Below are 23,446 nucleotides of genomic sequence, written 5' to 3' on the forward strand. Positions count from 1 at the left end.
GGGTCACGGCGTGACCGTTTGACGCTCGCGAGCGGGCTCCGCCGCGCGGCGTGCCGGGCGGGCGTCGTGGCGCTTGGCGATGAACGGATGCTCGACGTAGCGGTAAGTCAGCAGCGCGCAGAAGACGGCAACCAGCGCGCACGCCAGCGCGAGCGCCCAGATGCCCGAATCGTCGACCGAATTGATCGGGAAGACGAAGTTGTTGAACGCGTGAACGATCATGTACACGATCACCATGTGGATCATGTAGATGCTGAAACTGGCGGTGCCGAGCAGCGCGAGCGGCCTGGTCTTGAGCACGCCGTCGAAAGTGTTTCCGCTGGCGATGCAGAGAAACACCGGAAGCAGCGGCAGTGCACCCTCTATCGAATACCGTTCGGCGGGAGACGGAGACATCGCGAGAATCAGCAGCGCGACCGTCGCCGCCGGTTTCGTGGCGAGCCGCGCACGGACCGCGGGGTGCCGCGACACCTCGTAGGCCACCGCGCCGAACGCGAACAGCAGCGCCATGCCGCCGGGCGGCCCGAACAGCGCCGCGCAGGCCGTGACGATCGCGAGCGCAAGCAGCTTGCGCCACGCACGCGTGGCGACGAACCACGCCAGAAACGGAACGGCGACGTAGAACCGCCATTCGTAGGCGAGGGTCCACCAGACGCCGCTCAGATACGGGGTGCGCTGCGCCCCGTTGATCGGGAACGCGCCGAACCAGCCGAGCGAAACGGTCTTGAGCAGGTCGGCCAGCAGCTGCACAGGTGCGCCGACGGCATGGCGGGGAAACCAGTAAAGCGTGCAGACGACGATGACGGCCGCGTAAAACAGATAGAGCGGCGCGAGGCGTCGCACGCGTCCGACGAAGAAGGCCCGCACGTCGAGTGTGCCTCTGCATGCGCGTTCCCAGAACAGCAGCCCGGTGACCATGAAGAACATCGCGACGGGAATCGTCCCGAGATTACGCAGGAAGTCGGTGCCGGCGCCCCAGACGCCGGTCGACAGCAACGCCTGGTTGCACGCGAAATGATGGAAGACCACGGACGTGGCCAGCAGGCCGCGAAACCCGTCGAGATTGCGATAGCGCATCGACAGCGACTTGTCGACGGCCGATCGGTAGAACGGCACGTGTCGGGCAACCAGCCACGCGATGATCGCCACGGCCGCCACGCATGCCGGGAAGTAGAGTTTGTCGGGTGTCGGGGAGAACAGGATTTCCAGAGAGGGCGTAACGAAGTCCACTGAAGAGCGTCTCGTGTCTTGGATCGGGATTTCAGGCACGGATGGTCCGCGTCGATGCAAGGTCTTCTGCGCGCTTCGCACGGCGTTCGATCGCCGGTCTTGTGATCCGATGGTACCAAACGATGGCGACGGTCGCGGCCGGTTGTGCAACACGATGTTTCAGCGCGAATCGAGGCGACGCCCGGATTTGTGACGCATGTCGCCGACGGTGCCTGCATCGCAAATCCCGTTCCTCGCCGGCCAGGCGTCGTGATCGATGGCGCGCGACTGGCCATCCGGCCGGCTTCCGCATCGTCCCGCGCGGGCTTACCTTGAGCGACAGCAGTTCGATGCGTCGGACCGGCGGTGGAGATGGACGAAATGCTTGTCGTCGGCTGCCGCGGGTCCGCGCCGACTCGGGGCCGTCCGGCCATGAGGGTGATAGCAATGCTTGCAATTCACCGTCATGGTGCTATCATTGATAGCAATTCTGGACGGAGGGACTCATGGCAAATCTTCTGGTGCGTAACGTGGATGACACTATCGTTCAAAGCCTGCGCGAGCAGGCCGCGGCCAATGGCAGGAGCGCCGAGGCCGAACATCGAGCCATTCTGGCCGACGCGCTCGGCCGGCCGAAGCGGCGGACTTTCGCGCAAGTGCTGATGAGCATGCCGGAGGTCGGCGAAGACGCGGATTTTCAACGTGTTCAGGATTCAGGCGAGGTCCGGCGTGTTTTTGATTGATACGAACGTCATCAGCGAAATCAGGAAAGGCAAGCGCACCAACCGCGGCGTGCGGGCATTCTTCAGGCAGGCCGAAGCCGACGCGAGCCCGCTTTACCTGTCGGTCGTGACGGTGGCCGAGTTGCGGCGCGGCGTCGATCTGATCCGTCATCGCGGCGATCACAGCCAGGCGTCGGCGCTCGAGGCCTGGATCGCGATGATCCTGTCCGGCTATGCGCCGAACATCCTGCCGGTCGATATCGAGATCAGCCAGATGTGGGGGCACTTGCGCGTGCCCGATCCGACGCACGAACTCGACAAGCTGATCGCAGCCACCGCGCTGATCAACGATCTGACGGTCGTCACGCGCAACGTCGACGATTTCGCCCGCACCGGCGTCCGGTTGCTGAATCCGTTCGACTAGCGTCGCGGCTGCCGCCCGCCGTCGTGCGAAGTCGGGCGGCTGCCGGCTACCAGGCTAGTGCAGGACGCCTCGCTCCCGTGGCCGGCTCGACGCCGCCGCCACATATCGCACGCCGGGCACCCACCGAATCCTCCGCCGGCGTGCTTTCGCGGCGCAACTCCGCCTCTTGGCGTCCATGCTCCCGTCCCGACAGACGATGTCACGCGATGTCACACGCTCGACCGGCCGGCCTCGTTGACGGCGCCTGAAGGTCCGCGCTTGTGCGCCGCATCAAAATAACTTGACGAGGCGGCCGTTACCGCGTAGTGTCCGAGACCGAAGTCGTCAAGAAGTCCGATTGCTCATCATTGGCCGCACACCGTGCGGCAGTCGTTGGTCTCTCCCTCTTTGATTCTTTCTGTGCCCGTCGCGGGCGCATGTTCAATTATTTGTATTAAGGAAGTATTTGTGGATACCGGTACCGTCAAGTGGTTCAACGAAACCAAGGGCTTTGGTTTCATTTCCCCGGACAACGGCGGCGACGATCTGTTCGCCCATTTCTCGGAAATTCGCGGCACGGGCTTCAAGACCCTGGCCGAAGGCCAGAAGGTCAGCTTCGAAGTGAAGCGCGGCCCGAAGGGTCTGCAAGCGTCGAACATCACGCCGCAGTAAGCCGCATCGGCAGCGGTCGCCGAGCGGCGGCCGATGCCGGATGGAGTATCGCGCGGGGCGCCGCATGACGGCGGCCTGTGCGTTCCGATGCGCACGACCGATGCATCGCGACATTCACGATGCATCGGTCGTGACGCCTCCCTCATCGCATGCGTGACCCGCGTGCGACGCAACGCCCTCGCGAAGCGCCTGGCGCTTCGCCAGCGCATCACCGCTTCAACGCATCAACCCGAGCAGGCCGCCGCCATGCCCCGTAGCCGGCGCGGTCCCGACTTGCGCGGCGCGCATTGCGCCGCCGCCACCGACCGCCCGAACGCCGCAGCGCGCCGGGCTCCGATCGCAAGACAGGCCAGTGGCCCGTCTGAACGAACCGATCCCGGTCGCCTGCCGGCCGCCGTCCCGTTTGCGGGAGCCGGCGCCGGGCAATCGCCGCGGCCGCGGTCAATCACCTTGTCTGGAGGAATTGGTTTGGCAAAAGAAGAACTGCTGGAACTGGACGGAATCGTCGACGAAGTGCTGCCGGACAGCAAATACCGTGTCACGCTGGAAAACGGCGTCGTGGTCGGCGCGTACGCGTCGGGCCGCATGCGCAAGAACCACATCCGCATTCTCGCCGGTGATCGCGTGACGCTGGAACTGTCGATGTACGACCTCACCAAGGGCCGCATCAACTTCCGGCACAAGGACGCGAACTCGCCGCGTCCGCCGCGAAGCGGCCAGCCGCGCAGCTGAGCGGCCACGACCGGTGCGTATCCGCGCGTACCGGCCGACACCTGTTCGGCCGCATGGCCGGACGAACCGGATGAACGGCGCACGGCGTGCCGTTCGCCGATTGCCGGCGGCGCCGTCGCGCCGCGTTGGCTTCTTCTACGTCTCCCGCCTTTATCGGCGCCGCGCGTGTTCCACGCTCAGGCGGCGCGTCCCGCAGGAAATCCTCGATCACCATCGCGAAATACGGCGGACATTCGTGCATCGGGTAATGCTGGCAATTCGGCATCGTCCCGAGCCGTGCGACCGCATGTCATGCAAAAAACGTCGCCTGCATCGCCGCTGCGTCGAACCTTGGGTCCTTGTCGCCGACGATCACCAGTTAGCGTGTCGAGCCCGCGCACGTCATCGATGAAGTCGTGTCGTTTTGGTCCTGGAACCAAAACGAAACACCCTCCCGGCGGACCGGCAGGGCGTTTTGATTGAAAGTGCGCCGATCGTATCGGGCCGATCGACGAAAGTCGCTGCTCAGAGCGCTATCCCGCCCGACACCTCGATGCGCTGCGCATTGACCCAGCGGTTGTCGTCCGACAGCAGCGACGCGATCATCGGCCCGATGTCGTCCGGCTCGCCCACGCGGCCGAGCGCCGTCCATTCCGCGATCCGTCGATTCACGTCGGGATTGTCGCGCACCATTCCGCCGCTGAAATCGGTCGCCACCGCGCCCGGCGCGACGACGTTCACCGCGATGCGGCGCGGGCCCAGCTCCTTGGCCAGATAGCGCGTCAGCACCTCGACCGCGCCCTTCATCGATCCGTACGCTGCGCTGCCGGGCACCGAGACGCGCGTGAGGCCGGACGACACGTTCACGATGCGGCCGCCGTCGCGGATCAGCGGCAGCAGCGTCTGCGTGAGAAAGAACACGCCCTTGAAGTGCACACGATAGAGCGCGTCGAGGTCGGCCTCGGTCGTCTCGGCGATCGGCGCGTGATGCGATGTGCCCGCATTGTTGACGAGGAAATCGAAGCGCTCGGCGCCCCAGCCTGACAGGGCGTCGCGAAGCTGTTCGGCGAAGCGGTCGAACGTGGCGATGTCGCCCGTATCGAGCGGCAGCGCGAGCGCCGGTTGTCCGGCTTCTGCGGTCAGCGCGGCGACGCGATCGGCTTCCGCGCGATTCGAGCGATACGTGAAGATCGAACGCACGCCGCGCTGCGCGAGATGAAGCACGGTGTTGCGGCCGAGCCCGCGGCTGCCGCCGGTGAGGACGGCGATCTTCGGGGCGGACGCTGCAGGGTGTGCTGTTGTCATGCTGTGCTCCTGGCCAAGTAGGTGACGAACAGCGGCAAGCGTACGGCGGCCGGCGCATCCGCTGAATGCCGGAACCGGCCGCGTTCTTGCCCGATCCTGCCCGCGCGTGCCGGCGTGCGCTGTGTCGCGGGTACCATCCGGAGATCGGGGTACGGAGGATTGCACCATGTCGGATGAACTGCTCGAGCGCGTCGCACACCTGACCGGCGGGCAACGCGACGAAAGCCCGGTCGCGACGGCGATCGACGGGCTGGTCCTGCTGCGTTCGAACCGCGAGCGGCTGTCCGCGCCGCGGATCATGAAACCGGCGCTGTGCGTCGTCGTGCAGGGTGCGAAGTGGACGACGTTCGGCGGGCGGCGCTACGACTACGGGCCCGGCCGCGCGCTCGTCGTCAGCGTCGAGATGCCTGCGACGAGCCGCATCGTGAAGGCCAGCGACGCCGAACCGTTTCTCGGCCTCGTGCTCGAATTCGATCTGGCGATGATGCGCGACGTGCTCGAACGGCTCGATACACCGCCGCTGCGGGCGGCCGGCCCGGTCGGACACGGCGTCTGCGTGACCGATTTCGGCGGGCCGCTCGGCGATTGCGTGCTGCGGCTGGTGCGGCTGCTCGATACGCCGGACGCGATTCCGATCGTCGCGCCGCTGGTGAAGCGCGAGATCTGCTACTGGCTGCTCGCCGGGCCGCACGGTGGTGAAGTGTCGCGCGTCGTGTTCGCGAATGGTCACGCGCAGCGCGTCGTCGCGGCGATCCATGCGCTGCGCGGCCAGTTCGCCGAGACGATCCGCGTCGACGAACTCGCCGCCGTCGCGCAAATGAGCCCGTCCGCGTTTCACCGGCAATTCAAGGCGCTGACGTCGATGACGCCGCTGCAGTACCAGAAGCAGTTGCGTCTGCTCGAAGCGCGACACCTGATGGTGACGGGCGCGGCGAACGCGGAAACGGCCGCGTATCGCGTCGGCTACGAAAGCGCGTCGCAATTCAGCCGCGAATATGCACGGATGTTCGGCGCGCCGCCGCGGCGCGACGTCGTGACGTTGAAAACCGCCCCGGCCGACGACTGAACGCACGCGCGGCGACGCCGTTCGCATGCGGCTTTACGCGCGGGCCGGCGCGGTCGTACACTCGTCGGCAATGCGCGGCCCGCGCGTGGCTTTCAATCCCTTCAGTGCTTTCGGCGGGCCAACGGCCGTGCCGGCCGGACCTTCGTCGCGCGACGCCAGGAGGCGCCATGAGTGCAGACGCAGCCCCCGAATCTTCCTCCGCTCCCGCCGTCCCGTCGGTTCAGGATCGCCTCCGGCACGTGTTCGTGTTGATGCTCGAGAACCGTTCCTTCGATCATCTGTTCGCGCTGTCGGGCATTGCCGACATCGTCGCCGCGTCGCCGGGCAACAGCAATGCGTACGGCGGCACCGTCTATCCGTTCGGCGGCGGCGCGCCCGACCGGATGCCGACCGATCCGTGCCACGAATTCACCGACGTGCTCGAACAGCTCTGCGGCGCGGGCGTGCCGTTCGTGAAAGGGCAGCCGTATCCGCCGGTCGGCAATTCGGGGTTCGTGTCGAACTATGCGACGTCGCATGCCGAGGGCGCGCCGCCGCAGCTGGCCGATGCGGGCAAGGTCATGCTGGGCGTCGATGCCGCGACGCAGGCGCCGTCGTTGTATGCACTCGCGAATGCGTTCGTATTGTGCGACGCGTGGCATGCATCGATGCCGGGGCCGACCTGGCCGAACCGCTTCTTCCTGCATGGCGCATCGTCGGCCGGGCTCGACCATTCGCCGACCAAGGAAGAAATGGCCGGATGGAATACGTTCGACGGCTTCCACTATCCGAACGGTTCGATCTTCAGCGCGCTCGGCGACGACAACTGGCGCATCTACCAGGACCAGACGGGCGATCCGCTCGGCCACGTGCCGCAGGTCGCGTCGCTGAAGGGCATCAGCTTCTTCGACGTCGACGATCTCGCGCATTTCGAAGCCGATCTCGCGGCCGGCTACACCGCGCGCTACACGTTCATCGAACCCGGCTACGGGGACATCGTGCACGGCACCTACCGGAACGGCAGCTCGCAGCACCCGATGGACGGGCTGGCCGGCGGCGACCAGCTCGCCGCGCGCGTGTACAACGCGATTCGCAACGCGCCAGTGTGGAACAGCAGCCTGTTCGTGATCGTCTACGACGAGCACGGCGGCTTCTACGATTCGGTCAGGCCAGGCGCTGCGCCGCCGCCGAACGATGGCGCGCCCGCGACGCTGAACGCGAGCGGCTTCGGCTTCGACGTGTACGGCGTGCGCGTGCCGGCGATCGTGATTTCGCCGTGGGTCGCGGCCGGGCACGTCGATCACACGCCGTACGACCACGCGTCGGTGGCCGCGACGCTCGAGCGGCTGTTCGGCCTCGCGCCGCTGACCGATCGCGATCGTCTCGCCAACGACCTGCTCGGGCTCGTGACGGCGACATGCCGGACGGATTGTCCGCAAAGGATCGGAACATGAGTCCCGCCCCGACGCCGGACGCGCGCGACGCGCTGCCCGTGCGCGACGGCACGAGCCTGATCGCCTATCTGCATATCCTGAGGAAAGCGCATGCGGCACTGGTCGGTGAAGACAAGGCTCACCGGCGTTTCAGCGAGATCGTCACGCGCGGGCAGGCGCGGCAATACATCGAGGAACTGATGCCGGCGCTGCTGCAGAAGCGCGCCGAGCATCGGGCGCGCAAGCGTGGCGGGAAGCATCGTTGAGCGACGGGCGAGCACGCCGGTGGCGCGTCATGCCGCCCGCTGCACGCTGACGGCCGATACCGCCGCGCCCGTCAGTTGAACCACCGCGCCGGCGAACATCGCCACGCGCAGGCCGGCCGCGCCGCCGTGCACGGCGGCGAACGCCGTGCCGAGCACCGCGATCCCGAGCGTCGCGCCGGTCATCCGTGCGACGTTGACGAGCGCGCTCGCGGTGCCCGAGCGCGCGGCGTCGACCGCGCCCACCGCAACGGTCATCAGCGGACCCGTCGCGACGCCCATCCCGAGTCCCGTCAATGCGAGCCCGATCTCGGCGCCGAGCAGGCTCGGCGAACCGGCCGACGCGCCGATCGCAGCGAGTCCGCTCGCGATCACCGCGACGCCGCCGGCTGTCGTCGCCCGCGTGCCGATGTGCTCCGACAATCTCCCCGAGCACGGCGATACGGCGACGAACACCAGTGCCATCGGCAGCAATGCGAGGCCCGCGCCGGTCGAATCGAGGCGGCCGGTGCTCTGCCACGTCAGCGGCAGCAGGAACAGCACGCCGTACATCCCGAACGTCATGCCGGTGGTGGCGGCGATCGCGCCGCGAAACGCAGGGATCCGGAAAATGTCGAGCGGCACCAGCGCGGATTCGCCGTGGCGGCGCTCGATCGCCACGAACGCGACGAACGACGCCACCGCGATGCAGCCGGCGATCGCGCATGCGACCGGCGCCTCGCGGAACACGATCGCCGCATACGCGAGCGCGCCGAGTGCGAGTGCGCCCATGACCTGCGCCGCGCCGTCGAAATGCCGGCCGTGCGGATCGGACGACTCGGGCACGGCCGGGATCGCGAGCAGCATCGCGGCGATGCTCAGCGGCACGACGACGAAAAAGATGCTGCGCCAGCCGAAGTGCCGGATCAGCACGCCGCCGAGCGTCGGCCCGATCGCCATCGCCACGCCGTTGCACGCGGCCCAGATACCGAGCGCGCGGCCGCGTTCGACCGGGTCGCGCCACACGACCCGCACGATCGCCAGCGACGCCGGCAGCAACAACGCCGCGCCGACGCCGGCCAGCGCGCGGGCGGCGATCAGCACCGACACCGACGGCGCAAGCGCGCACAGCAGCGACGCGATGGTGAAGACGGCCGTGCCGGCCATGAAGACGCGGCGGCGACCGTAGAGGTCGGCGAGCAGCCCGCCGGTCAGCAGCAGTACCGCGTACGCGAGGTTGTAGCTGTCGACGACCCATTGCAAGGCACCGACACCGGCATGGAAATAGGCGCCGATCGCGCGCGTGGCGAGGTTGACGACGGCCGTGTCGACCTGGGCGACGAGTACGGCGATGCACAGCGTGAGCAGGGTCACGCCGCGACGTTTGACGGTGCGTTCGGCCAGTGCGACCGGTCCTTCGGTATGGGCCACGGGCGGTGCTCCTCGGGTGTCGGTCGATCGAGCTTGGACGTTCCCCACTGACAGCGTGGTGTCAGCAGCCGAGAAACATTTGGCGCGCAAGCGGCATGCCCGCGTGTCGCATGACGAAGTGGTTTGCGCGCGGTTTCCGTCGGCATCGGCAGGGTGATGGACGGCGCGACGATCGGGCGCAACGACGATCGTCGCGCCCCGGGGGATTCGCGAAGGCCGGATACGACGTGCTGCTTGCGAGCATGTCGGCACGGTCGTGAGGCAACTGAGCGACGCGAAGGCGAACGGCACGCGGATTCATTGGCAACCGGCGGGTTACCTGAAGACCATCCGGTCGATCGCCGGTTGGGCGAGGGCGCTTTGAGCTGCCCGCGATTCATGCGGTGCCGCGCTTGATCGCTCGAAATCCTTCCGCCGTCGACACGAAGCCAGAAAATCCGAACGCGGACAACGCGTGTCGCAGGTGCGCGGAAAGCGGCGTGCCGTAAACGACCAGAATTGCATGGCCGTCGAGATGCATCGCGTCGCCGTGATGGTCGTCCACCGCATCCAGTATTCCGGCGCACCAGCTGTCGCGGTCGTCGCCATGACGCAGGAACAGGGTCACGCCGCCTTCGGCGGCCCGGTCCGACTCCGCCCGGCGCGTATTCCAGATCTGCCTGATCACGGGGTCGTTCGTGTCGCTCGTCACGACCCACGTATGCCGCGCGTGCGCGGCGATGTCGTGAATTCGCTCGCCGCTGTCGGGATCGACGATCAGTGCAATCGTGTTCTGTGTGGTCATGGTGGTTCGCATTGCTGGCGCGCGTTCGATGGGCATTTCTGCATGCCGGTCAATCGGGTCGATACCAGGGCGATTGCGTCGCGCATCGCCATTGACTTAAGATCGGTCGGGAGATCATCCCAAGCCTTCAGCGCCAATGAAAAAGAGCATACGCCTGCGGGTCGCCGTCATCGCGTCGGCCGTTGCCGTGTACAGCATCTACATGCATATCCAGCAGTTGATCAGCGGATGCATGTGGGTCAGGGGCCATCAGCGCTGCAGTTTCGAAAACAGCACGAATTTCCAGGGCCTGATGGATCTGGACCTGATGATCACCTGTTGCTGGGTCGCCGCGGCGGTGGTCGGGTGGATTTCCGTTGCGCAGGGCACGAAGAAACCGGGCTAGCAACGTCATGGTCGTGCTGCCCGATTGAACGGGCACGAAATACAACTCGCCCGGGTCGAACCCGTCAATTGGTGACAACGCGTATTCGCCGAAGGGTGGAGAGGGCGCGCTCGATGCATGCGAGTCCGAAACGAACGCCTGATTCCGCTGCCGGCGCACGAGATCATGCCGATCTCCGTAGACAGGCGTTGCATCGCGCGCCGCGCGAGAGGAGGTTCCCGTGCAATTTCCAACAGGATCGGTGGTCGCGCTCAGCTCGGCCGCGTCGACGATGTTCTCGATCGGCATGCTCTTTCTCGGCTACTGGGGATTGCACGAAGCATCGCCCTGGCGGTTCGGCGACTACGTCGTGATCGTGCTCGCGCTAGCCGGTTTCGCATGCCTCGCCAGCGTGCCGTTTCTCGCGACGTCGCCGATGAAAACGCCCGACGACGAGTCGCGAATGTTCGTCGCGCGCCGCGTGTTTCTGTGCGGTGCAGGCGCGGTGTGGTGTGCGATCGTCGTGTCGCTGTTCGTGTGAGAACGGATGACGAGACGGTTTCCGGAGCCGCGCGGCGAACGCATTCGGAAATGTCTTACGTGAGGCCGGAACCCACGTTTTTCACGCTGCCATTACCGCTTTGCTTTCCCCGATGGCGTGCACTAGATTCGAAGCGTTCGTCCGTTTCAGAGCGCGAGGTGGAGCCATGACGCCATGGGAGATTCAGGGTACCGAAATGATCAGTTGCAATTGCTCATACGGTTGCCCTTGCCAGTTCAATGCGCTGCCGACCAACGGCAACTGCGAAGCGATGGGGGCGATTTCGATCGACAGCGGCCACTACGGCGACGTGGTGCTCGACGGCGTCAGGATCGCGGTGGTATTCCAGTGGCCGGGCGCCGTTCACGAAGGCAAGGGCAAGTGCCAGCCGATCGTCGACGAACGTGCGAGTCCGGCGCAGCGCGACGCCGTGCTGAAGATCATGACCGGTCAGGATACCGATCCATTCGCGACGATGTTCTCGGTGTATGCGTCGACGCTCGAGCACGCGTTCGATCCGATCTTCACGAAGATCGATTTCGACGTCGATGTCGACGCGCGGCGCGGCCGGATTCACGTGGACGGTGTGTTCGACGTCTCCGGCGAACCCATCCGCAATCCGGTGACCGGTGCCGAGCATCGCGTGCGGATCGACCTGCCGCACGGTTTCGAATACGAGCTGGCCGAGGTCGGTTCGGGCATGGGGCGCTCGCAGGGCAACATCGCGCTGAATCTCGACGGAACGTATGCGCAATTCGCGCGACTGCATCTGAACAACCACGGGCTGATCCGGCATCGCGCCGCGGCATGACTCCGTTCGACGCCTGGCTCGCGCGCGAGCGCGCCGTCATGCTGCTCGGCATGGCTGCGCTCGTCGGCCTGTGCTGGTTCTACCTGTGGACGGGCGCGGGAACCGGCATGTCGGCGTGGGAGATGACGACCGTCGCGCTGTTTCCGCATCGGCTGGCGGACGGCATGGGCAGCATGGATCCGTCTCTGCCGATCGTGATCGCGATGTGGTGGGTGATGATGATCGCGATGATGACGCCCGGTGCCGCGCCGCTCGTGCTGCTGTACCGGCGCGTGCTGCTGCAGCACGGCAACGGGGCGGCGGGATCGGCGTTCACGTCGGTGGCGCTGCTGGCCGGCTATCTGACGACATGGCTCGCGTTCTCGATCGGTGCGGCGTTGCTTCAGGCGCTGCTGCAGCCGGCCGGGCTGATCTCCGCGATGATGCTGTGGTCGAAAAGCGCGCGCCTTTCCGCCATCGTGCTGGCGTTGGCCGGGCTTTATCAATTCTCGCCGCTGAAACGCACGTGTCTGCGGCAATGCCGTGCGCCGACGGCGTTCTTGATTGCGCACTGGCGTCCCGGCGTCGCCGGCAGCTTTCTGCTGGGCGCGCGGCACGGCATGGTTTGCGTGGGCTGCTGCTGGTTGTTGATGGCGCTGCTGTTCGTCGGCGGCGTGATGAACGTCGTGTGGATCGTCGCGTTGTCGCTGTTCGTGTTCGTGGAAAAGGTCCTGCCCGGCGGCGATCGTATCGGCCGGGTGCTGGGCGTCGTGCTGATCGTCTGGGCCGGTGTGACGTTGATCGTGTAAGGCGCGGCGCCGGCTGGCAGTAGAAACAGGCCGGGCGCGAAGGGAGACGCTCGATGAGGATCCGCTTTCACGCTGTCGCGATGTCGTGTGCGATGGCGGTCGTTGCAATGCCGGTGCTCGCAGGCGGCGACATGTCGGGCATGAATTCAGGCGACGCGAGCATGTCGACGCAGGATGCGAAGCTGACCGATGCCGAAGTCAAGGACATCGATGCCGGGCGCAGACTCGTGACGCTGAAGCACGGCGCTCTCGACAACATCGGAATGCCGCCGATGACGATGGCGTTCAAGGCCGGCGACGCGGCGATGATCCCGTCGCTGCATGTGGGCGACAAGGTCCGGGTTCGGGTGGAAAACGTCGACGGCACACTGACGATCGTGAAGCTGGTGAAGCGGCCGTGACGACGATGCGGCGCGTGTACCGGGCGCCGTCGGGTTTTCTCTTCTCGTGCTACGTAACGCAGGGGCGGTGTTACGTCGGCATTATCGGACCGACTGCACGGGCCGAGCCGGGCGGCACGATCCGCATCCGATGCGCGCTGCCTAGCAGCGCGGCCTGGACGGCCGGTGCAAGGCGATTGTGAAATTGTGAAGGAGGCCGATGGAAATGGCACGGTAGATGCTTGATGAAATGTTTGCGCTGAATAGTGGACGGGGGCTTCCATGCGAAATCATTTCATCACGGCGAACGTTGCGCTCGCCGCTATGGCTGCGGCGTGTACGCTCGCGGCCTGCGGCGGAAGTGACATTACGGCGCCGACGCTTGCCGGCAACAACATTGGGACGAGCACGAGCGGGACGAGCGGTAGTAGTGGCTCGAGCGGCAGCAGTGGCACGAGCAGCAGTGGCACGAGCAGCAGTGGCACAAGCAGCAGTGGCACGAGCAGCAGCGGTACAAGCAGCAGTGGCACGAGCAGCAGCGGTACAAGCAGCAGCGGCACGAGCAGCAGCGGCACAAGCAGCGGCAACACCAGCGGCTGGGGCACGAGCGGCGCGCCGGGTACGAACGGCATCGTCAGCTCCATCGGCGGGATCGTGATGGACGCGGGCGCCACGCTCGGTAGCGCGAGCGTGCCCGGCGTCAGCAAGGGCGTCACCGTCGGGCCGGCCGATACGGTAACCGGCGTCGGCACGATCATCCGCGATACGTCGAACGCCGTGAGCGGCGGTCTCGGCCAGATCGGCATCGTAACGAACCCCGTCGGCACGACGGTCGGCGGCCTCGGCACGGTCGTCGCCGCGACCGGCAACCCGGTCAGCGGCATCAGCGAAACCGTCAAGGCGCTCGGCTCCGGCCCGCTGTCGCCGCTGACGCCGATCACGACGCCGGTCAGCGGGCTGCTCGACACGGTGGCGAGCGGCCTGCGCACAGGCGGCGCGGCGCTCGGCGCGTCGCTGTCGTCGGCCCCGGTCCAGCAGGCGACGCAGGCGATCAGCACCGCGATCACGCCGCTCGTGACGACGGCGGGCCACCTCACGCAGCAGGTCGGCACCGCAACCGGCGTCGGGCAGCCGGTCGCGGGCCTGCTCGGCCAGGTCGGCGGGGCGATCACGTCGACCGGATGGAAGGTGACCGCCGCGTCGCCGCAGCCGATCGTCGGTGGCGTCGGCGATCTCGTCCGTGCGGTCGGCAACACGGTAACCAATGTGGGCGGCCTCGTGAACCCGGCTGGCGCGAACGGCGCGGTGCCGATCTCCGGGTTGGTGACGAGCGTGGTCGGCGGCATCCCGGCTACCGTGCACGACGGCGCCGCGACCGGTACGAGCGGCAGCTCTCCGCTGGGCGGCCTCGCCAATCCGCTCGCGCCGGTGACGTCGCTGGTGGGCGGCCTGCTCGGCGGCGCGGTCGGCAAATAACCGGCGCGTACCGATCGTCATGCGGCAACCGGCCGCGTGAGCGGGGACGGCCGCCATCGATCGTCGCCGGTCCCGGCCGGAACCGTCCGACGATCGCGAAACCGCGACTCGCTACCTGCGCTCGTCGCCGAGCTTCGCCGCCGGACGCGCCATCCCGCGCGCGGGCAGCGGCGTCGACATCACGATCGACGTGCGCGTTTCGCCGTACAGGTTGATGCGTTCGATCAGTCGTTCGAGATGGGCCATGCTGACGGCGACGAACCGCATCACGTACGAATCCGCGCCCGTCACGTGATGGCATTCGACGACTTCGGGAATCGTCTCCAGCAGCTTGAGAAACTTCGCTTTCGCCGGTTGCGGCACCGTGATGCCGATCAGCGCGCTCACCGGATAGCCGGCCGCGGACGGATTGATCCGCGCGGTGTAGCCCTCGACCACACCGGCCGCTTCAAGACGCTTCACACGCTCCGTCGCTGCCGGCACCGACAGGTGAACCTGACGCGCGAGCTCCGTATAGCTGATGCGTCCGTTGTCCTGCAACAGCGCAAGTATCTTCCAGTCCAGATCGTCCATCGCTGTGGGAATTTTTAAGGTAGAGCCGCCATTTTTCCTTAAAAACTGCATTCAGCGGGAAACGGACTTTCCCTACGATGCCTGTTCGATCCACGCGATGTCGCAAGGGGCAGGCGATGCTGTTCATCCAATCCGTCGTGATGGGGCTGTCGATCGCCGTGCCGGTCGGCCCGATCGGCATGCTGTGCATTCAGCGCAGTCTGAGCCGCGGCTTCCGGGCGGGCTTCGCGACGGGCATCGGCGCCGCGTGCGCCGACGCGATTTACGGCCTGCTCGGCGCGCTGGGCGTCGCGGGCGTCGTCACAGCGTTCCCGATGTTGACCGTCGGCCTGAAAATCGGCGGCGGCGCGTTTCTCGTGTGGCTCGCGTGGACCATCGCGCGCCAGGCGCCGGCCGCGCCGGCGGGGCAGCGCGCGTTGCCGCGTACGACCGTCCTGCGCGATTTCCTGACGACGTTCGGTCTCACGCTGTCGAACCCGATGACGATCGTGTCGTTCGTCGGGATCTTCGCGGCGCTCGGCCCGCTGCCGGGTGCGCGGGAAGGCGCGATGTGGGCGACCGTCGCGTGGATGGTCGCCGGCGTGTTCGTCGGCTCGGCCATGTGGTGGCTGTGCCTGAGCAGCGCGACCGCCGCGCTGCGCGCGAAGCTGTCGTTCGCATTCATGCACGGGCTGTCGTGCGTGTCGGCGGCCGTCGTCGCGGTATTCGGCGCGATCCAGCTGGTCGCCGGCGTGCGCGGGTTGATCTAGGCGTACGGGGCCGCGCGGGCCGACCGGATCTCCGGATCCGATCCCGCGATCCGGGCCGATGCCGATGTCGTCCTCATGCGCTTTTGCCGCGACGTCAATTTTCCGCGCGTGCCGGTGCGGCGCGTTGCGCCGATGCGCCGATGCGCCGATGCGCCGATGCGCCGATGCGCCGGGCGTCAGAACGTGTAGCTGACCTTGCCGAACGCGGTGCGCCCGAGCGTGTTGTAGCCGTACGCGGTCATGTATTGCCGGTCGAACAGGTTCGACAGCGACGCCGACACCGTCAGGTGCGAATCGATCCGGTACGACGCGCGCAGGCTCACCGTCAGGTACGACGCCAGATACTGCCGGTTGGCCGGATCGTCGAACGTCGAGCCGCCGTACAGCAGTGACGCACCGGTGCTCAACGTGTGCAGCTTCAGTTCGTCCCACGTGTGATCGACGTTCAGGCTGACCGTCTGGCGCGGCCGGCGGCTGAGCCAGGTCCCGTTGGTCTCGTCCTGCGGATTCAGGATGCCGACGGCCACGCTCACCGGCGTCGAGCGGCCGATCGTCCCCTTGTACGACAGGTCGATGCCGCGAATGTGCGAGCGGCCGATGTTCATCGGCGAGAACGTCGCCGGGTTGTACGCGATCAGGTTGTTGACGCGCGTGTCGTAGATCGCCGCGGTGAAGGTGCCGTACGCGGTATTCGCGTCGAGCGCGGCTTCGACCGACGTGCTGCGCTCCGGGCTGAGGGCCGGGTTGCCGTAGCCGGGGTAGTACAGGTCGTTGAACGTCGGCAGACGGAACGCATTGCCGTACGATACGCGCGCCGTATAGACCGGCGTGATCGCCCACGACAGCGCGGCGTTGCCGGTGTTCACGGCTTGCCCGGCGATGATCTCGTGACGGCCGGCGACGAACATCGTCACGCTGCCGAGCGTCGCCGACTGGTGCAGCGAAAACGCGGAGTCGTTGCGCGTCGGCACGCCGCCGGGAATGTCGACCGGCAGGAACGCCTGTTCGCGCGTGAAGTCGTAGGCGAGCTTCGATTCGCCCGACAGCGGCAGGCCGAACAGGCGAAACCCGTGCTCCTGATGGGTCAGCGACGTCGACGTGCTGATCCGCTGCGAGTTGATCTGGTCCGTCGCGAGAGCCGGGTTGTCTGCATGGATGAACTGGCGATCGTTCGCATAACCGAACGACTGGTCGAACTGCGTATCGGGCGTGATGTCGAGATGGAACGCAACGCCGGTCGTCAACTGATGGTCCAGCTCGCGATTCGCGTAGCCGCTGTTGTCGTAGGACAGATCGGAGCGGTGATATAGCGCGAACGTGGAGATCGACCAGTTGTCGCGCGCATAGCCGAGCCGCGCATCGAGATCCTGCGCGTGATACGGATTGCGGCCGTCTTCGTGGCCGTAGAAGAACGGCCGCGTCGCGTCGATGCCGGCCGTGTTGTAGTCGTGCAGCCCGAGCGAATAGGTGAGCCCGCCGAGCGCGGCGAGCGGCCCCGTCGACGGCACCGTGCCCGACGTGCGGAACTGCGTGTCGAACGTCTTGTTCGAGCCGCCGCCGAACGACACGGTGGTCTGGTTCGGCTGGTTGGCGGCGCGGCGCGTGAACAACTGCACGACGCCGCCCATCGCGTTGTTGCCGAACGATGCGGCGGCCGGGCCGGAGATCACTTCGACGCGCTCGAACGCTTCGGTCGGCAGGTCGGCCCACGGCGCGATGCCGGTGGTCGGCGAGCCGATCCGGATGCCGTCGATGAACACGGCGACCTGGCTCGCCGACGCGCCGCGAATGCTGACCGACGCGGACGAGCCGGGCCCGCCGTTCTGCGCGACGGTCACGCCCGGCAGCGTCGCGAGCGCCTGCGTGATGCTCGGGTCGGTCGGCGACAGCCGGTCGAGATCCTCGCGCGTGAGCACCTGCGTCGACGCATAGCGCCGGTCGAACGATTCGGGCAGGTGCCGCGTGTCGGTCACGCTGATCGTCGGCAGGTCCGTGCCGTCGGCGGGCGCGGCGGGCCGTGCAGGCACCGTGTCGCCGGCCGCGTGGGCGAGCGGGGACAACAGCGCGGTGGCGACGGACGTGGCGAGCAGGTGACGAATGTTCATGAGGCGGCGGGGCAAAGCGTGAAGCGGGTACGGCGATCGCGAGCAGAGCGCGGACAGGGGGCGCATGCCGACGGCGTGTCGGTGCGACGCTTCCGGCCGGGAAGCGGATTCGGGAACGATGGGCATCTGACGGATCCTGAGGTCGGGTCGTCCATGCAACGGGCGACCGCCAACGGCGGTGCTTGCGCATCGGGACACCCCGCCCGGTGCGGCTGCTGGACCTCGGGTCGATGGCAGGTCTCCTGGCTCGCGGGTCGCCATCCGTGCAGGCCTTCCCGGTTTCCCAGTGGCACGCGGTGGCACGGATTCGCCGCTCACAGTTGCGGGGGCAGCCGCAGATTCGAGGCGTTGCCTCGCCTGCGTTCCCTTTTGATCCCGTCTCCGGGAACCATCAGCGCGCAAGGGTAATGGCGTGCATGCAGGCACGTCAATCGTTCGTCTGCGCGCGGATGCGAAAAAACGTCATCGATCGGCGTCGGCTTTCCGGATCCTTTCGTTCGACGTGCCCGGAGCGCGTTTCAGGTCTGAAGAAACGGCCGGGTTCGACCGCATGCCGTCGCGCCGGAGCCGGCTGCCGTCGCGCCGAATGTCGACGGTCGGGCGCGTGTCGTTACATATGCGTGCCGGCGTGCGCGCGTCCACCCGGGTCGCCGCCGCGGTCGGGCGGCGTATTGTTCTGATCGATCTTCGCGAGGACGAAGCCGGCGGGCGGCAATGCGGCGGACGAACGGTGCATCGCGTGCCCGACCGCGGGGTGAGGCGACGCGGCGGAAAAAACGGATGTCGTCACGCCCGGTTGAGCGAACGCCGACAGGGAAACGGCCGCCAGGGCGGCGGCGACGAACGCGTGCGTATTCATGACCACTCCTGCATGACTGACTTCGGGACGACCTAATCAGTCTAGGAGGCGAAACTTAACGCGACGTGAAGGCCGCGCTGCGCGCGCATGACAAGATCTTCATGCGCGCGCAGACGGTCAGGCCGGTGCCGACACCAGCGCGCAGAAGTTCTCGAGATCGACGTTGCCGCCGCTGATCACCACGCCGACGCGCTTGCCCTGCAGCGCGTCCTTCATCCGCCGCACGGCGGCGAACGACAGGCAGCCGGTCGGCTCGACGACGATTTTCATACGGGTGGCGAAGAAGCGCATGCAGTCGACGAGTTCCGCGTCCGTCGCGGTCAGGATGTCGTCGACGTCGCGGCGCAGGATCGGAAACGTCAGGTTGCCGAGATGCTGCGTCTGCGCGCCGTCGGCGATCGTACGCGGCGTGTCGATGTGCACGATCGTGCCGGACCGGAACGATTGCTGGGCGTCGTTGCCGGCTTCGGGCTCGACGCCGTACAGCTTCGCATGCGGCGACAGCGCACGCGTGGCGAGCGCGGTGCCCGACAGCAGTCCGCCGCCGCCGAGCGGCGTGAACACCGCGTCGAGCGGGCCGACTTCGTCGAACAGTTCCTTGGCCGCGGTGCCCTGGCCGGCGATCACGTCCGGGTGATCGTAGGGCGGCACCAGCGTGAGCCCGTGCTTCTCCGCGAGCGCGCGCCCGATCTGCTCGCGATCCTCGGTGTAGCGATCGTAGGTCACGACGTTGCCGCCGTAGCCGCGCGTGGCGGCCATTTTCGCGGCCGGTGCGTCCTGCGGCATCACGATCGTCGCGGGAATGCCGAGGATGCGCGCGGACAGCGCGATCGCCTGCGCATGGTTGCCCGACGAGAACGCGACGACGCCGTGGCGCCGCTGCTCCGCGTTGAAGCGCGACAGCGCGTTGAACGCGCCGCGGAACTTGAACGCGCCCATGCGCTGCAGGTTCTCGCACTTGAAGAACACTTGCGCGCCGAGTGCGTCGTCGACCGTGCGCGACGTCATCACCGGCGTGCGGTGTGCGTGGCCTTCGAGCCGGGCCGCGGCGGCGGCGACGTCGTCGTACGTGGGAAGAATCGGAGAGTTCATGGTCGCTCGAGGGTCGAAAAGATCAGTCAACGGGAAACTCGAAATGGGAAAGCCGGACGCGGCGCGTCACTTCGCGTCGTTGTAGACGGTGGCGCGCGACACGCCGAGATGCTGCGACACGATCTCCATCGCGCGGCGCACCTCGAGGAAGCCGTCGGCCTTCAGCGTCTGCATCAGCGCGCGGCGCTGGTCGGTCTTCAGCTCGCGCGGCGTGGTCGCGAGGCGCGTCGCGAATGCGTCGATGCGCTGCCGGATCGCGTCGGCGCTGGCCGGGTCGAGCGTTTCGACGACGGCTTCGCCGTCCGTGCGGCAGAACTGGTTGAGCATGCCCTGGAAGCCGCGGAACAGCGTGACGTCGGCATTCAGGCACAGCGCGGCCACGTAGCGCCCGGTCGAATCCTTGATGCCGATCGACGTGCTTTTCGCGGTGCGGCCGTCGGCGAAGCGGTTCGGGTAATTCGCGAGCACCTGCGGGAAATCGTCGTCGGCGATGCGGGCGAGGCCGAGTTCGGTCGCGGGATCGCCGACCGCGCGTCCGGACAGGTTGTTGTGGATCGCGAGGATCGCATGCTCGGGTGTGCGCAGGTCGTGCACGACGACTTCGGTGAACGGCGCGAACATCTCGCCGAGCCCTTCGGCGATGCGCTGCACCTGCTCGATCAGCGATGCCTGCTCCGACTGCAGCGGTTTGCGGTTCGTGCTCATGCGTGGTCCTCGGAGGCGGGCGCGTCCGTCGTTTCCGGCCGCGTGATGTCGGCCAGCAGCGGGCGCGCGATCCGGACGTAGTCGGCCGCGTCGAGCACCACCGAGCGGTCGAGGCGGCCCGCGTTGAACGCGATCTCGGCGTTGCGCTCGACCAGCGCCGGATCGACGACGAGCGTCACGTTCGGATCGAACGCGAATGGCGGCACGGCGCCCATCACGCAGCGCGTGACCGCGGCCGCGACGTCGGGCGACGCGAGCGTCGCCTTGCGCCGGCCCAACGCATCGGCGACCTTGCGGAAGTCGATCTTCAGGTGGCCGGGAATCACCGCGAGCGCGGCGGTGTCGCCGCCATCCTTGAACGTGCAGAGCATCGCCTTCGCGCCTTGTTCGGGGCGTGTGCCGCGCAGCGCGGCGATCGCATCGGATTTGCCTTCCGCCGGATGCTCGAGCACGCGGAAACGCGCGCCGGACGTATTCAGCAGCTCGCAAAGGGTGTCGAAAACGGGAGAGTCGTTCATGTCGCTCCGGGACGCAGGCCGACGCGCTGACGCACGCGTATCAAATAATCGTCCAAGTATAGACGTTTTGTCATGGCTGTGACAAAGCCTGACGGTCGTTGCTGTTCCGGTTTGGTCGGAGCGTGCCGGTCCTTCAGCAACCGAAAGGGCATTTCATATCGCGGGAAGTGCGCCGGATTCCTGCCGCCGCGTTTTACCGCCGCTTGAAACCGTGTTTTGCATCGCAAAAACGCTTGGCTATCTCATTGAAAAACAAGGGGAATTTATATCTTATGTCTTATATAAGACTTGGTCGAAATCGCGCCAAGCAGGATTACTATTGAGTCCATGCAGTTCGCTTCGTCACACGCGGCGGGCACGCTGAATCCTTTACTCAAATGCGCTTCGTTCCCAGGAGATAGACATGTCCCAATATCAAGACGACATCAAGGCAGTGGCAGGTTTGAAGGAAAACCACGGCAGCGCGTGGAATGCCATCAACCCCGAATATGCCGCCCGCATGCGTGCCCAGAACAAGTTCAAGACCGGCCTGGACATCGCGAAGTACACCGCGAAGATCATGCGCGCCGACATGGCCGCGTACGATGCCGATCCGTCCAAGTACACGCAGTCGCTGGGCTGCTGGCACGGCTTCATCGGCCAGCAGAAGATGATCTCCATCAAGAAGCACTTCAACAGCACCGAGCGCCGCTACCTGTACCTGTCGGGCTGGATGGTCGCCGCGCTGCGCTCGGAGTTCGGCCCGCTGCCGGACCAGTCGATGCACGAAAAGACCTCGGTCAGCGCGCTGATCCGCGAGCTGTACACGTTCCTGCGCCAGGCCGACGCCCGTGAGCTGGGCGGCCTGTTCCGCGAGCTGGATGCGGCGAAGGACCCGGCCGCCAAGGCCGCGATCCAGCAAAAGATCGACAACCACGTCACGCACGTCGTGCCGATCATCGCCGACATCGACGCCGGCTTCGGCAATGCGGAAGCGACCTACCTGCTGGCCAAGCAGTTCATCGAAGCGGGCGCGTGCTGCATCCAGATCGAAAACCAGGTGTCGGACGAGAAGCAGTGCGGCCACCAGGACGGCAAGGTCACGGTGCCGCACGAGGACTTCCTCGCGAAGATCCGCGCGATCCGCTACGCGTTCCTGGAACTGGGCGTGGACGACGGCATCATCGTCGCGCGTACCGATTCGCTGGGCGCCGGCCTGACCAAGCAGATCGCCGTGACCAACGCGCCGGGCGACCTGGGCGACCAGTACAACTCGTTCCTCGATTGCGAAGAACTGTCGGCCGACCAACTGGGCAACGGCGACGTCGTCATCAAGCGCGACGGCAAGCTGCTGCGTCCGAAGCGCCTGCCGAGCAACCTGTTCCAGTTCCGCGCCGGCACGGGCGAAGCGCGTTGCGTGCTCGACTGCATCACGTCGCTGCAGAACGGCGCCGACCTGCTGTGGATCGAAACCGAAAAGCCGCACATCGCGCAGATCGGCGGCATGGTCAGCGAGATCCGCAAGGTGATCCCGAACGCGAAGCTGGTGTACAACAACAGCCCGTCGTTCAACTGGACGCTGAATTTCCGTCAGCAGGCCTACGACGCGATGAAGGCCGAAGGCAAGGACGTGTCGGCTTACGACCGTGCGCAACTGATGAGCGTCGAATACGACGACACCGAACTGGCCAAGCTGGCCGACGAGAAGATCCGGACGTTCCAGGCCGATGCATCGCGTGAAGCAGGCATCTTCCACCACCTGATCACGCTGCCGACGTACCACACGGCTGCGCTGTCGACCGACAACCTCGCGAAGGAATACTTCGGCGACCAGGGTATGCTCGGCTACGTGGCGGGCGTGCAGCGCAAGGAAATCCGTCAGGGCATCGCCTGCGTGAAGCACCAGAACATGTCCGGTTCGGACATCGGTGACGATCACAAGGAATACTTCAGCGGCGAAGCGGCGCTGAAGGCGGCGGGCAAGGACAACACGATGAACCAGTTCTGATCGTCGTCCGACCCGAAGCACGACGCCAGCCCTTGGGGCTGGCGTTTTTTTGTCTGCCCACGCCAGTGCGTGACCCGCGCACGTCTTCGCGACGTACCGGTTCGTCGGCACCCCGTCGATCGCATCGAGATCGACGACGCGACCTCAACTTGTCCATCGTTTCGGCAAACGTCGTGCTGGAATTTTTCATCGTCGCCAACCGCGGCGAAGAATTCACGCGGACCGTCATCGCGGCAACCGGAAATACTCCTCGACGATTCGCGTCGTAGCCGGGGCGCGTATTAACACGGATTGCCACGCGTACCGTTATGAGCAGTGGCTGCATCGGGGCATTCGATCGGGATGTTTGTGTGCGCAACCTAATTCAGGGTTTGCCTGAGTAGCGAAAACGCGAATCGGCGCGATGCGTGTTCGCATTGCCGGCATGGACGATCCGCAGGTTGAAATTACCGCTCGCGCGAAACCCTTGCGGGGCGGCTATCGCGGCCGTTTCGTCCCCCAGTCGCCTGCGACGACGCCGTAAAAAATCACCCGCCTGCAA

The 23,446-nt window shown here is 66.4% G+C and carries 25 protein-coding genes and 1 riboswitch; of the genes, 15 read left to right on the forward strand and 10 right to left on the reverse strand.

Annotation, left to right across the window (positions count from 1 at the left end):
- Positions 1–3 precede the first annotated feature (3 nt).
- Entirely contained in the window at positions 4–1,230 is a 1,227-nt protein-coding gene (locus WS95_RS03525; protein ID WP_059822329.1) for an acyltransferase family protein, read from the reverse strand.
- 485 nt (positions 1,231–1,715) lie between these two features.
- Between WS95_RS03525 and WS95_RS03530 the strand changes: the two genes are divergently transcribed.
- The 4 genes from WS95_RS03530 (at position 1,716) to infA (ending at position 3,738) form a co-directional block, all read left to right on the forward strand.
- Positions 1,716–1,952, forward strand: coding sequence for a FitA-like ribbon-helix-helix domain-containing protein (locus WS95_RS03530; protein WP_034204757.1), 237 nt, complete (start codon positions 1,716–1,718; stop codon positions 1,950–1,952).
- On the forward strand, positions 1,939–2,355 hold the full coding sequence (locus WS95_RS03535; protein ID WP_179949311.1) for a type II toxin-antitoxin system VapC family toxin: 417 nt from the start codon (positions 1,939–1,941) through the stop codon (positions 2,353–2,355). Before WS95_RS03530 ends, WS95_RS03535 begins: the two co-directional genes overlap by 14 nt.
- Positions 2,356–2,802: 447 nt before the next feature.
- Positions 2,803–3,006 (forward strand): cold-shock protein, encoded by a 204-nt coding sequence (locus WS95_RS03540; protein WP_006483056.1) that lies wholly within the window; start codon positions 2,803–2,805, stop codon positions 3,004–3,006.
- A gap of 468 nt (positions 3,007–3,474) precedes the next feature.
- On the forward strand, positions 3,475–3,738 hold the full coding sequence (gene infA / locus WS95_RS03545) for a translation initiation factor IF-1 (RefSeq protein ID WP_059783409.1): 264 nt from the start codon (positions 3,475–3,477) through the stop codon (positions 3,736–3,738).
- Between the two features lie 504 nt (positions 3,739–4,242).
- On the opposite strand, the gene WS95_RS03550 is transcribed toward infA, so the two are convergent.
- A complete protein-coding gene (locus tag WS95_RS03550) occupies positions 4,243–5,022 on the reverse strand; it encodes an SDR family NAD(P)-dependent oxidoreductase (RefSeq protein ID WP_059783411.1) in 780 nt (259 codons plus the stop codon).
- 166 nt (positions 5,023–5,188) lie between these two features.
- On the opposite strand from WS95_RS03550, the gene WS95_RS03555 reads away from it, so the two are divergent.
- The 3 genes from WS95_RS03555 to WS95_RS03565 all read left to right on the forward strand — a co-directional run bounded on the left by WS95_RS03555 (position 5,189) and on the right by WS95_RS03565 (position 7,766).
- Positions 5,189–6,088, forward strand: coding sequence for an AraC family transcriptional regulator (locus tag WS95_RS03555; protein ID WP_059783413.1), 900 nt, complete (start codon positions 5,189–5,191; stop codon positions 6,086–6,088).
- Positions 6,089–6,255: 167 nt separating this feature from the next.
- Positions 6,256–7,521, forward strand: a complete 1,266-nt coding sequence (locus tag WS95_RS03560) for an alkaline phosphatase family protein (protein WP_059783415.1) — start codon at positions 6,256–6,258, stop codon at positions 7,519–7,521.
- Positions 7,518–7,766, forward strand: coding sequence for a hypothetical protein (locus WS95_RS03565; protein WP_059783416.1), 249 nt, complete (start codon positions 7,518–7,520; stop codon positions 7,764–7,766). The genes WS95_RS03560 and WS95_RS03565 overlap by 4 nt, the downstream gene beginning before the upstream one ends.
- Positions 7,767–7,793: 27 nt before the next feature.
- On the opposite strand, the gene WS95_RS03570 is transcribed toward WS95_RS03565, so the two are convergent.
- Both WS95_RS03570 and WS95_RS03575 read right to left on the reverse strand, forming a co-directional pair.
- On the reverse strand, positions 7,794–9,173 hold the full coding sequence (locus WS95_RS03570; RefSeq protein WP_059783418.1) for an MFS transporter: 1,380 nt from the start codon (positions 9,171–9,173) through the stop codon (positions 7,794–7,796).
- A 376-nt stretch (positions 9,174–9,549) separates the two neighbouring features.
- Complete coding sequence (locus WS95_RS03575) at positions 9,550–9,957, reverse strand: hypothetical protein (protein WP_059822331.1); 408 nt, start codon at positions 9,955–9,957, stop codon at positions 9,550–9,552.
- A gap of 136 nt (positions 9,958–10,093) precedes the next feature.
- Between WS95_RS03575 and WS95_RS35545 the strand changes: the two genes are divergently transcribed.
- The 6 genes from WS95_RS35545 to WS95_RS03610 all read left to right on the forward strand — a co-directional run bounded on the left by WS95_RS35545 (position 10,094) and on the right by WS95_RS03610 (position 14,317).
- Positions 10,094–10,342 carry a hypothetical protein gene (locus tag WS95_RS35545; RefSeq protein WP_034204763.1) on the forward strand — a complete coding sequence of 83 codons (249 nt, stop codon included), beginning with the start codon at positions 10,094–10,096 and terminating at the stop codon, positions 10,340–10,342.
- Between the two features lie 220 nt (positions 10,343–10,562).
- On the forward strand, positions 10,563–10,862 hold the full coding sequence (locus WS95_RS03585) for a hypothetical protein (protein WP_034204764.1): 300 nt from the start codon (positions 10,563–10,565) through the stop codon (positions 10,860–10,862).
- A 166-nt stretch (positions 10,863–11,028) separates the two neighbouring features.
- Entirely contained in the window at positions 11,029–11,673 is a 645-nt protein-coding gene (locus WS95_RS03590; RefSeq protein WP_059822333.1) for a DUF1326 domain-containing protein, read from the forward strand.
- On the forward strand, positions 11,670–12,461 hold the full coding sequence (locus tag WS95_RS03595; protein WP_059822335.1) for a DUF2182 domain-containing protein: 792 nt from the start codon (positions 11,670–11,672) through the stop codon (positions 12,459–12,461). The genes WS95_RS03590 and WS95_RS03595 overlap by 4 nt, the downstream gene beginning before the upstream one ends.
- 53 nt (positions 12,462–12,514) lie before the next feature.
- Positions 12,515–12,862: a copper-binding protein gene (locus tag WS95_RS03600; protein WP_059822336.1), complete on the forward strand. Its 348-nt coding sequence runs from the start codon at positions 12,515–12,517 to the stop codon at positions 12,860–12,862.
- 261 nt (positions 12,863–13,123) lie between these two features.
- Positions 13,124–14,317 carry a collagen-like triple helix repeat-containing protein gene (locus WS95_RS03610; protein WP_179950164.1) on the forward strand — a complete coding sequence of 398 codons (1,194 nt, stop codon included), beginning with the start codon at positions 13,124–13,126 and terminating at the stop codon, positions 14,315–14,317.
- 111 nt (positions 14,318–14,428) lie between these two features.
- Here WS95_RS03610 and WS95_RS03615 read toward each other — a convergent pair whose 3' ends face one another.
- On the reverse strand, positions 14,429–14,890 hold the full coding sequence (locus tag WS95_RS03615; RefSeq protein ID WP_059822340.1) for an Lrp/AsnC family transcriptional regulator: 462 nt from the start codon (positions 14,888–14,890) through the stop codon (positions 14,429–14,431).
- A 116-nt stretch (positions 14,891–15,006) separates the two neighbouring features.
- Between WS95_RS03615 and WS95_RS03620 the strand changes: the two genes are divergently transcribed.
- Complete coding sequence (locus tag WS95_RS03620) at positions 15,007–15,639, forward strand: LysE family translocator (RefSeq protein ID WP_059822341.1); 633 nt, start codon at positions 15,007–15,009, stop codon at positions 15,637–15,639.
- Between the two features lie 176 nt (positions 15,640–15,815).
- Here the strand turns inward: WS95_RS03620 and WS95_RS03625 are convergent, their stop codons facing one another.
- The 5 genes from WS95_RS03625 to WS95_RS03645 all read right to left on the reverse strand — a co-directional run bounded on the left by WS95_RS03625 (position 15,816) and on the right by WS95_RS03645 (position 20,918).
- On the reverse strand, positions 15,816–17,744 hold the full coding sequence (locus WS95_RS03625; protein WP_059822343.1) for a TonB-dependent receptor domain-containing protein: 1,929 nt from the start codon (positions 17,742–17,744) through the stop codon (positions 15,816–15,818).
- Positions 17,745–17,959: 215 nt separating this feature from the next.
- A riboswitch (cobalamin riboswitch) is annotated at positions 17,960–18,152 on the reverse strand.
- 202 nt (positions 18,153–18,354) lie between these two features.
- Entirely contained in the window at positions 18,355–18,603 is a 249-nt protein-coding gene (locus WS95_RS35550) for a hypothetical protein (RefSeq protein ID WP_034204772.1), read from the reverse strand.
- Between the two features lie 117 nt (positions 18,604–18,720).
- Positions 18,721–19,695, reverse strand: a complete 975-nt coding sequence (locus WS95_RS03635; RefSeq protein WP_059822345.1) for a threo-3-hydroxy-L-aspartate ammonia-lyase — start codon at positions 19,693–19,695, stop codon at positions 18,721–18,723.
- 66 nt (positions 19,696–19,761) lie between these two features.
- Complete coding sequence (locus tag WS95_RS03640; RefSeq protein ID WP_059822347.1) at positions 19,762–20,400, reverse strand: helix-turn-helix transcriptional regulator; 639 nt, start codon at positions 20,398–20,400, stop codon at positions 19,762–19,764.
- Positions 20,397–20,918: a YbaK/prolyl-tRNA synthetase associated domain-containing protein gene (locus WS95_RS03645; protein WP_059822350.1), complete on the reverse strand. Its 522-nt coding sequence runs from the start codon at positions 20,916–20,918 to the stop codon at positions 20,397–20,399. Before WS95_RS03645 ends, WS95_RS03640 begins: the two co-directional genes overlap by 4 nt.
- A 403-nt stretch (positions 20,919–21,321) precedes the next feature.
- Here WS95_RS03645 and WS95_RS03650 point away from each other — a divergent pair, with 403 nt between their 5' ends.
- Positions 21,322–22,905, forward strand: a complete 1,584-nt coding sequence (locus WS95_RS03650) for an isocitrate lyase (protein WP_034204776.1) — start codon at positions 21,322–21,324, stop codon at positions 22,903–22,905.
- Positions 22,906–23,446: the final 541 nt, after the last annotated feature.

Origin of the sequence: Burkholderia sp. MSMB1826, from assembly GCF_001526325.1 — a bacterium.
In the GTDB taxonomy this organism is placed as follows: Bacteria; Pseudomonadota; Gammaproteobacteria; order Burkholderiales; family Burkholderiaceae; genus Burkholderia.

Excerpts from the sequence above, each read along its gene's own strand:
- WS95_RS03530 (WP_034204757.1), top strand. The coding sequence starts at position 1,716 with ATGGCAAATCTTCTGGTGCGTAACGTGGATGACACTATCGTTCAAAGC.
- WS95_RS03550 (WP_059783411.1), bottom strand. The coding sequence starts at position 5,022 with ATGACAACAGCACACCCTGCAGCGTCCGCCCCGAAGATCGCCGTCCTC.
- WS95_RS03555 (WP_059783413.1), top strand. The coding sequence starts at position 5,189 with ATGTCGGATGAACTGCTCGAGCGCGTCGCACACCTGACCGGCGGGCAA.
- WS95_RS03560 (WP_059783415.1), top strand. The coding sequence starts at position 6,256 with ATGAGTGCAGACGCAGCCCCCGAATCTTCCTCCGCTCCCGCCGTCCCG.
- WS95_RS03565 (WP_059783416.1), top strand. The coding sequence starts at position 7,518 with ATGAGTCCCGCCCCGACGCCGGACGCGCGCGACGCGCTGCCCGTGCGC.
- WS95_RS03575 (WP_059822331.1), bottom strand. The coding sequence starts at position 9,957 with ATGACCACACAGAACACGATTGCACTGATCGTCGATCCCGACAGCGGC.
- WS95_RS35545 (WP_034204763.1), top strand. The coding sequence starts at position 10,094 with ATGAAAAAGAGCATACGCCTGCGGGTCGCCGTCATCGCGTCGGCCGTT.
- WS95_RS03590 (WP_059822333.1), top strand. The coding sequence starts at position 11,029 with ATGACGCCATGGGAGATTCAGGGTACCGAAATGATCAGTTGCAATTGC.
- WS95_RS03595 (WP_059822335.1), top strand. The coding sequence starts at position 11,670 with ATGACTCCGTTCGACGCCTGGCTCGCGCGCGAGCGCGCCGTCATGCTG.
- WS95_RS03600 (WP_059822336.1), top strand. The coding sequence starts at position 12,515 with ATGAGGATCCGCTTTCACGCTGTCGCGATGTCGTGTGCGATGGCGGTC.
- WS95_RS03610 (WP_179950164.1), top strand. The coding sequence starts at position 13,124 with ATGCGAAATCATTTCATCACGGCGAACGTTGCGCTCGCCGCTATGGCT.
- WS95_RS03615 (WP_059822340.1), bottom strand. The coding sequence starts at position 14,890 with ATGGACGATCTGGACTGGAAGATACTTGCGCTGTTGCAGGACAACGGA.
- WS95_RS03620 (WP_059822341.1), top strand. The coding sequence starts at position 15,007 with ATGCTGTTCATCCAATCCGTCGTGATGGGGCTGTCGATCGCCGTGCCG.
- WS95_RS03625 (WP_059822343.1), bottom strand. The coding sequence starts at position 17,744 with ATGAACATTCGTCACCTGCTCGCCACGTCCGTCGCCACCGCGCTGTTG.
- WS95_RS35550 (WP_034204772.1), bottom strand. The coding sequence starts at position 18,603 with ATGAATACGCACGCGTTCGTCGCCGCCGCCCTGGCGGCCGTTTCCCTG.
- WS95_RS03635 (WP_059822345.1), bottom strand. The coding sequence starts at position 19,695 with ATGAACTCTCCGATTCTTCCCACGTACGACGACGTCGCCGCCGCCGCG.
- WS95_RS03640 (WP_059822347.1), bottom strand. The coding sequence starts at position 20,400 with ATGAGCACGAACCGCAAACCGCTGCAGTCGGAGCAGGCATCGCTGATC.
- WS95_RS03645 (WP_059822350.1), bottom strand. The coding sequence starts at position 20,918 with ATGAACGACTCTCCCGTTTTCGACACCCTTTGCGAGCTGCTGAATACG.
- WS95_RS03650 (WP_034204776.1), top strand. The coding sequence starts at position 21,322 with ATGTCCCAATATCAAGACGACATCAAGGCAGTGGCAGGTTTGAAGGAA.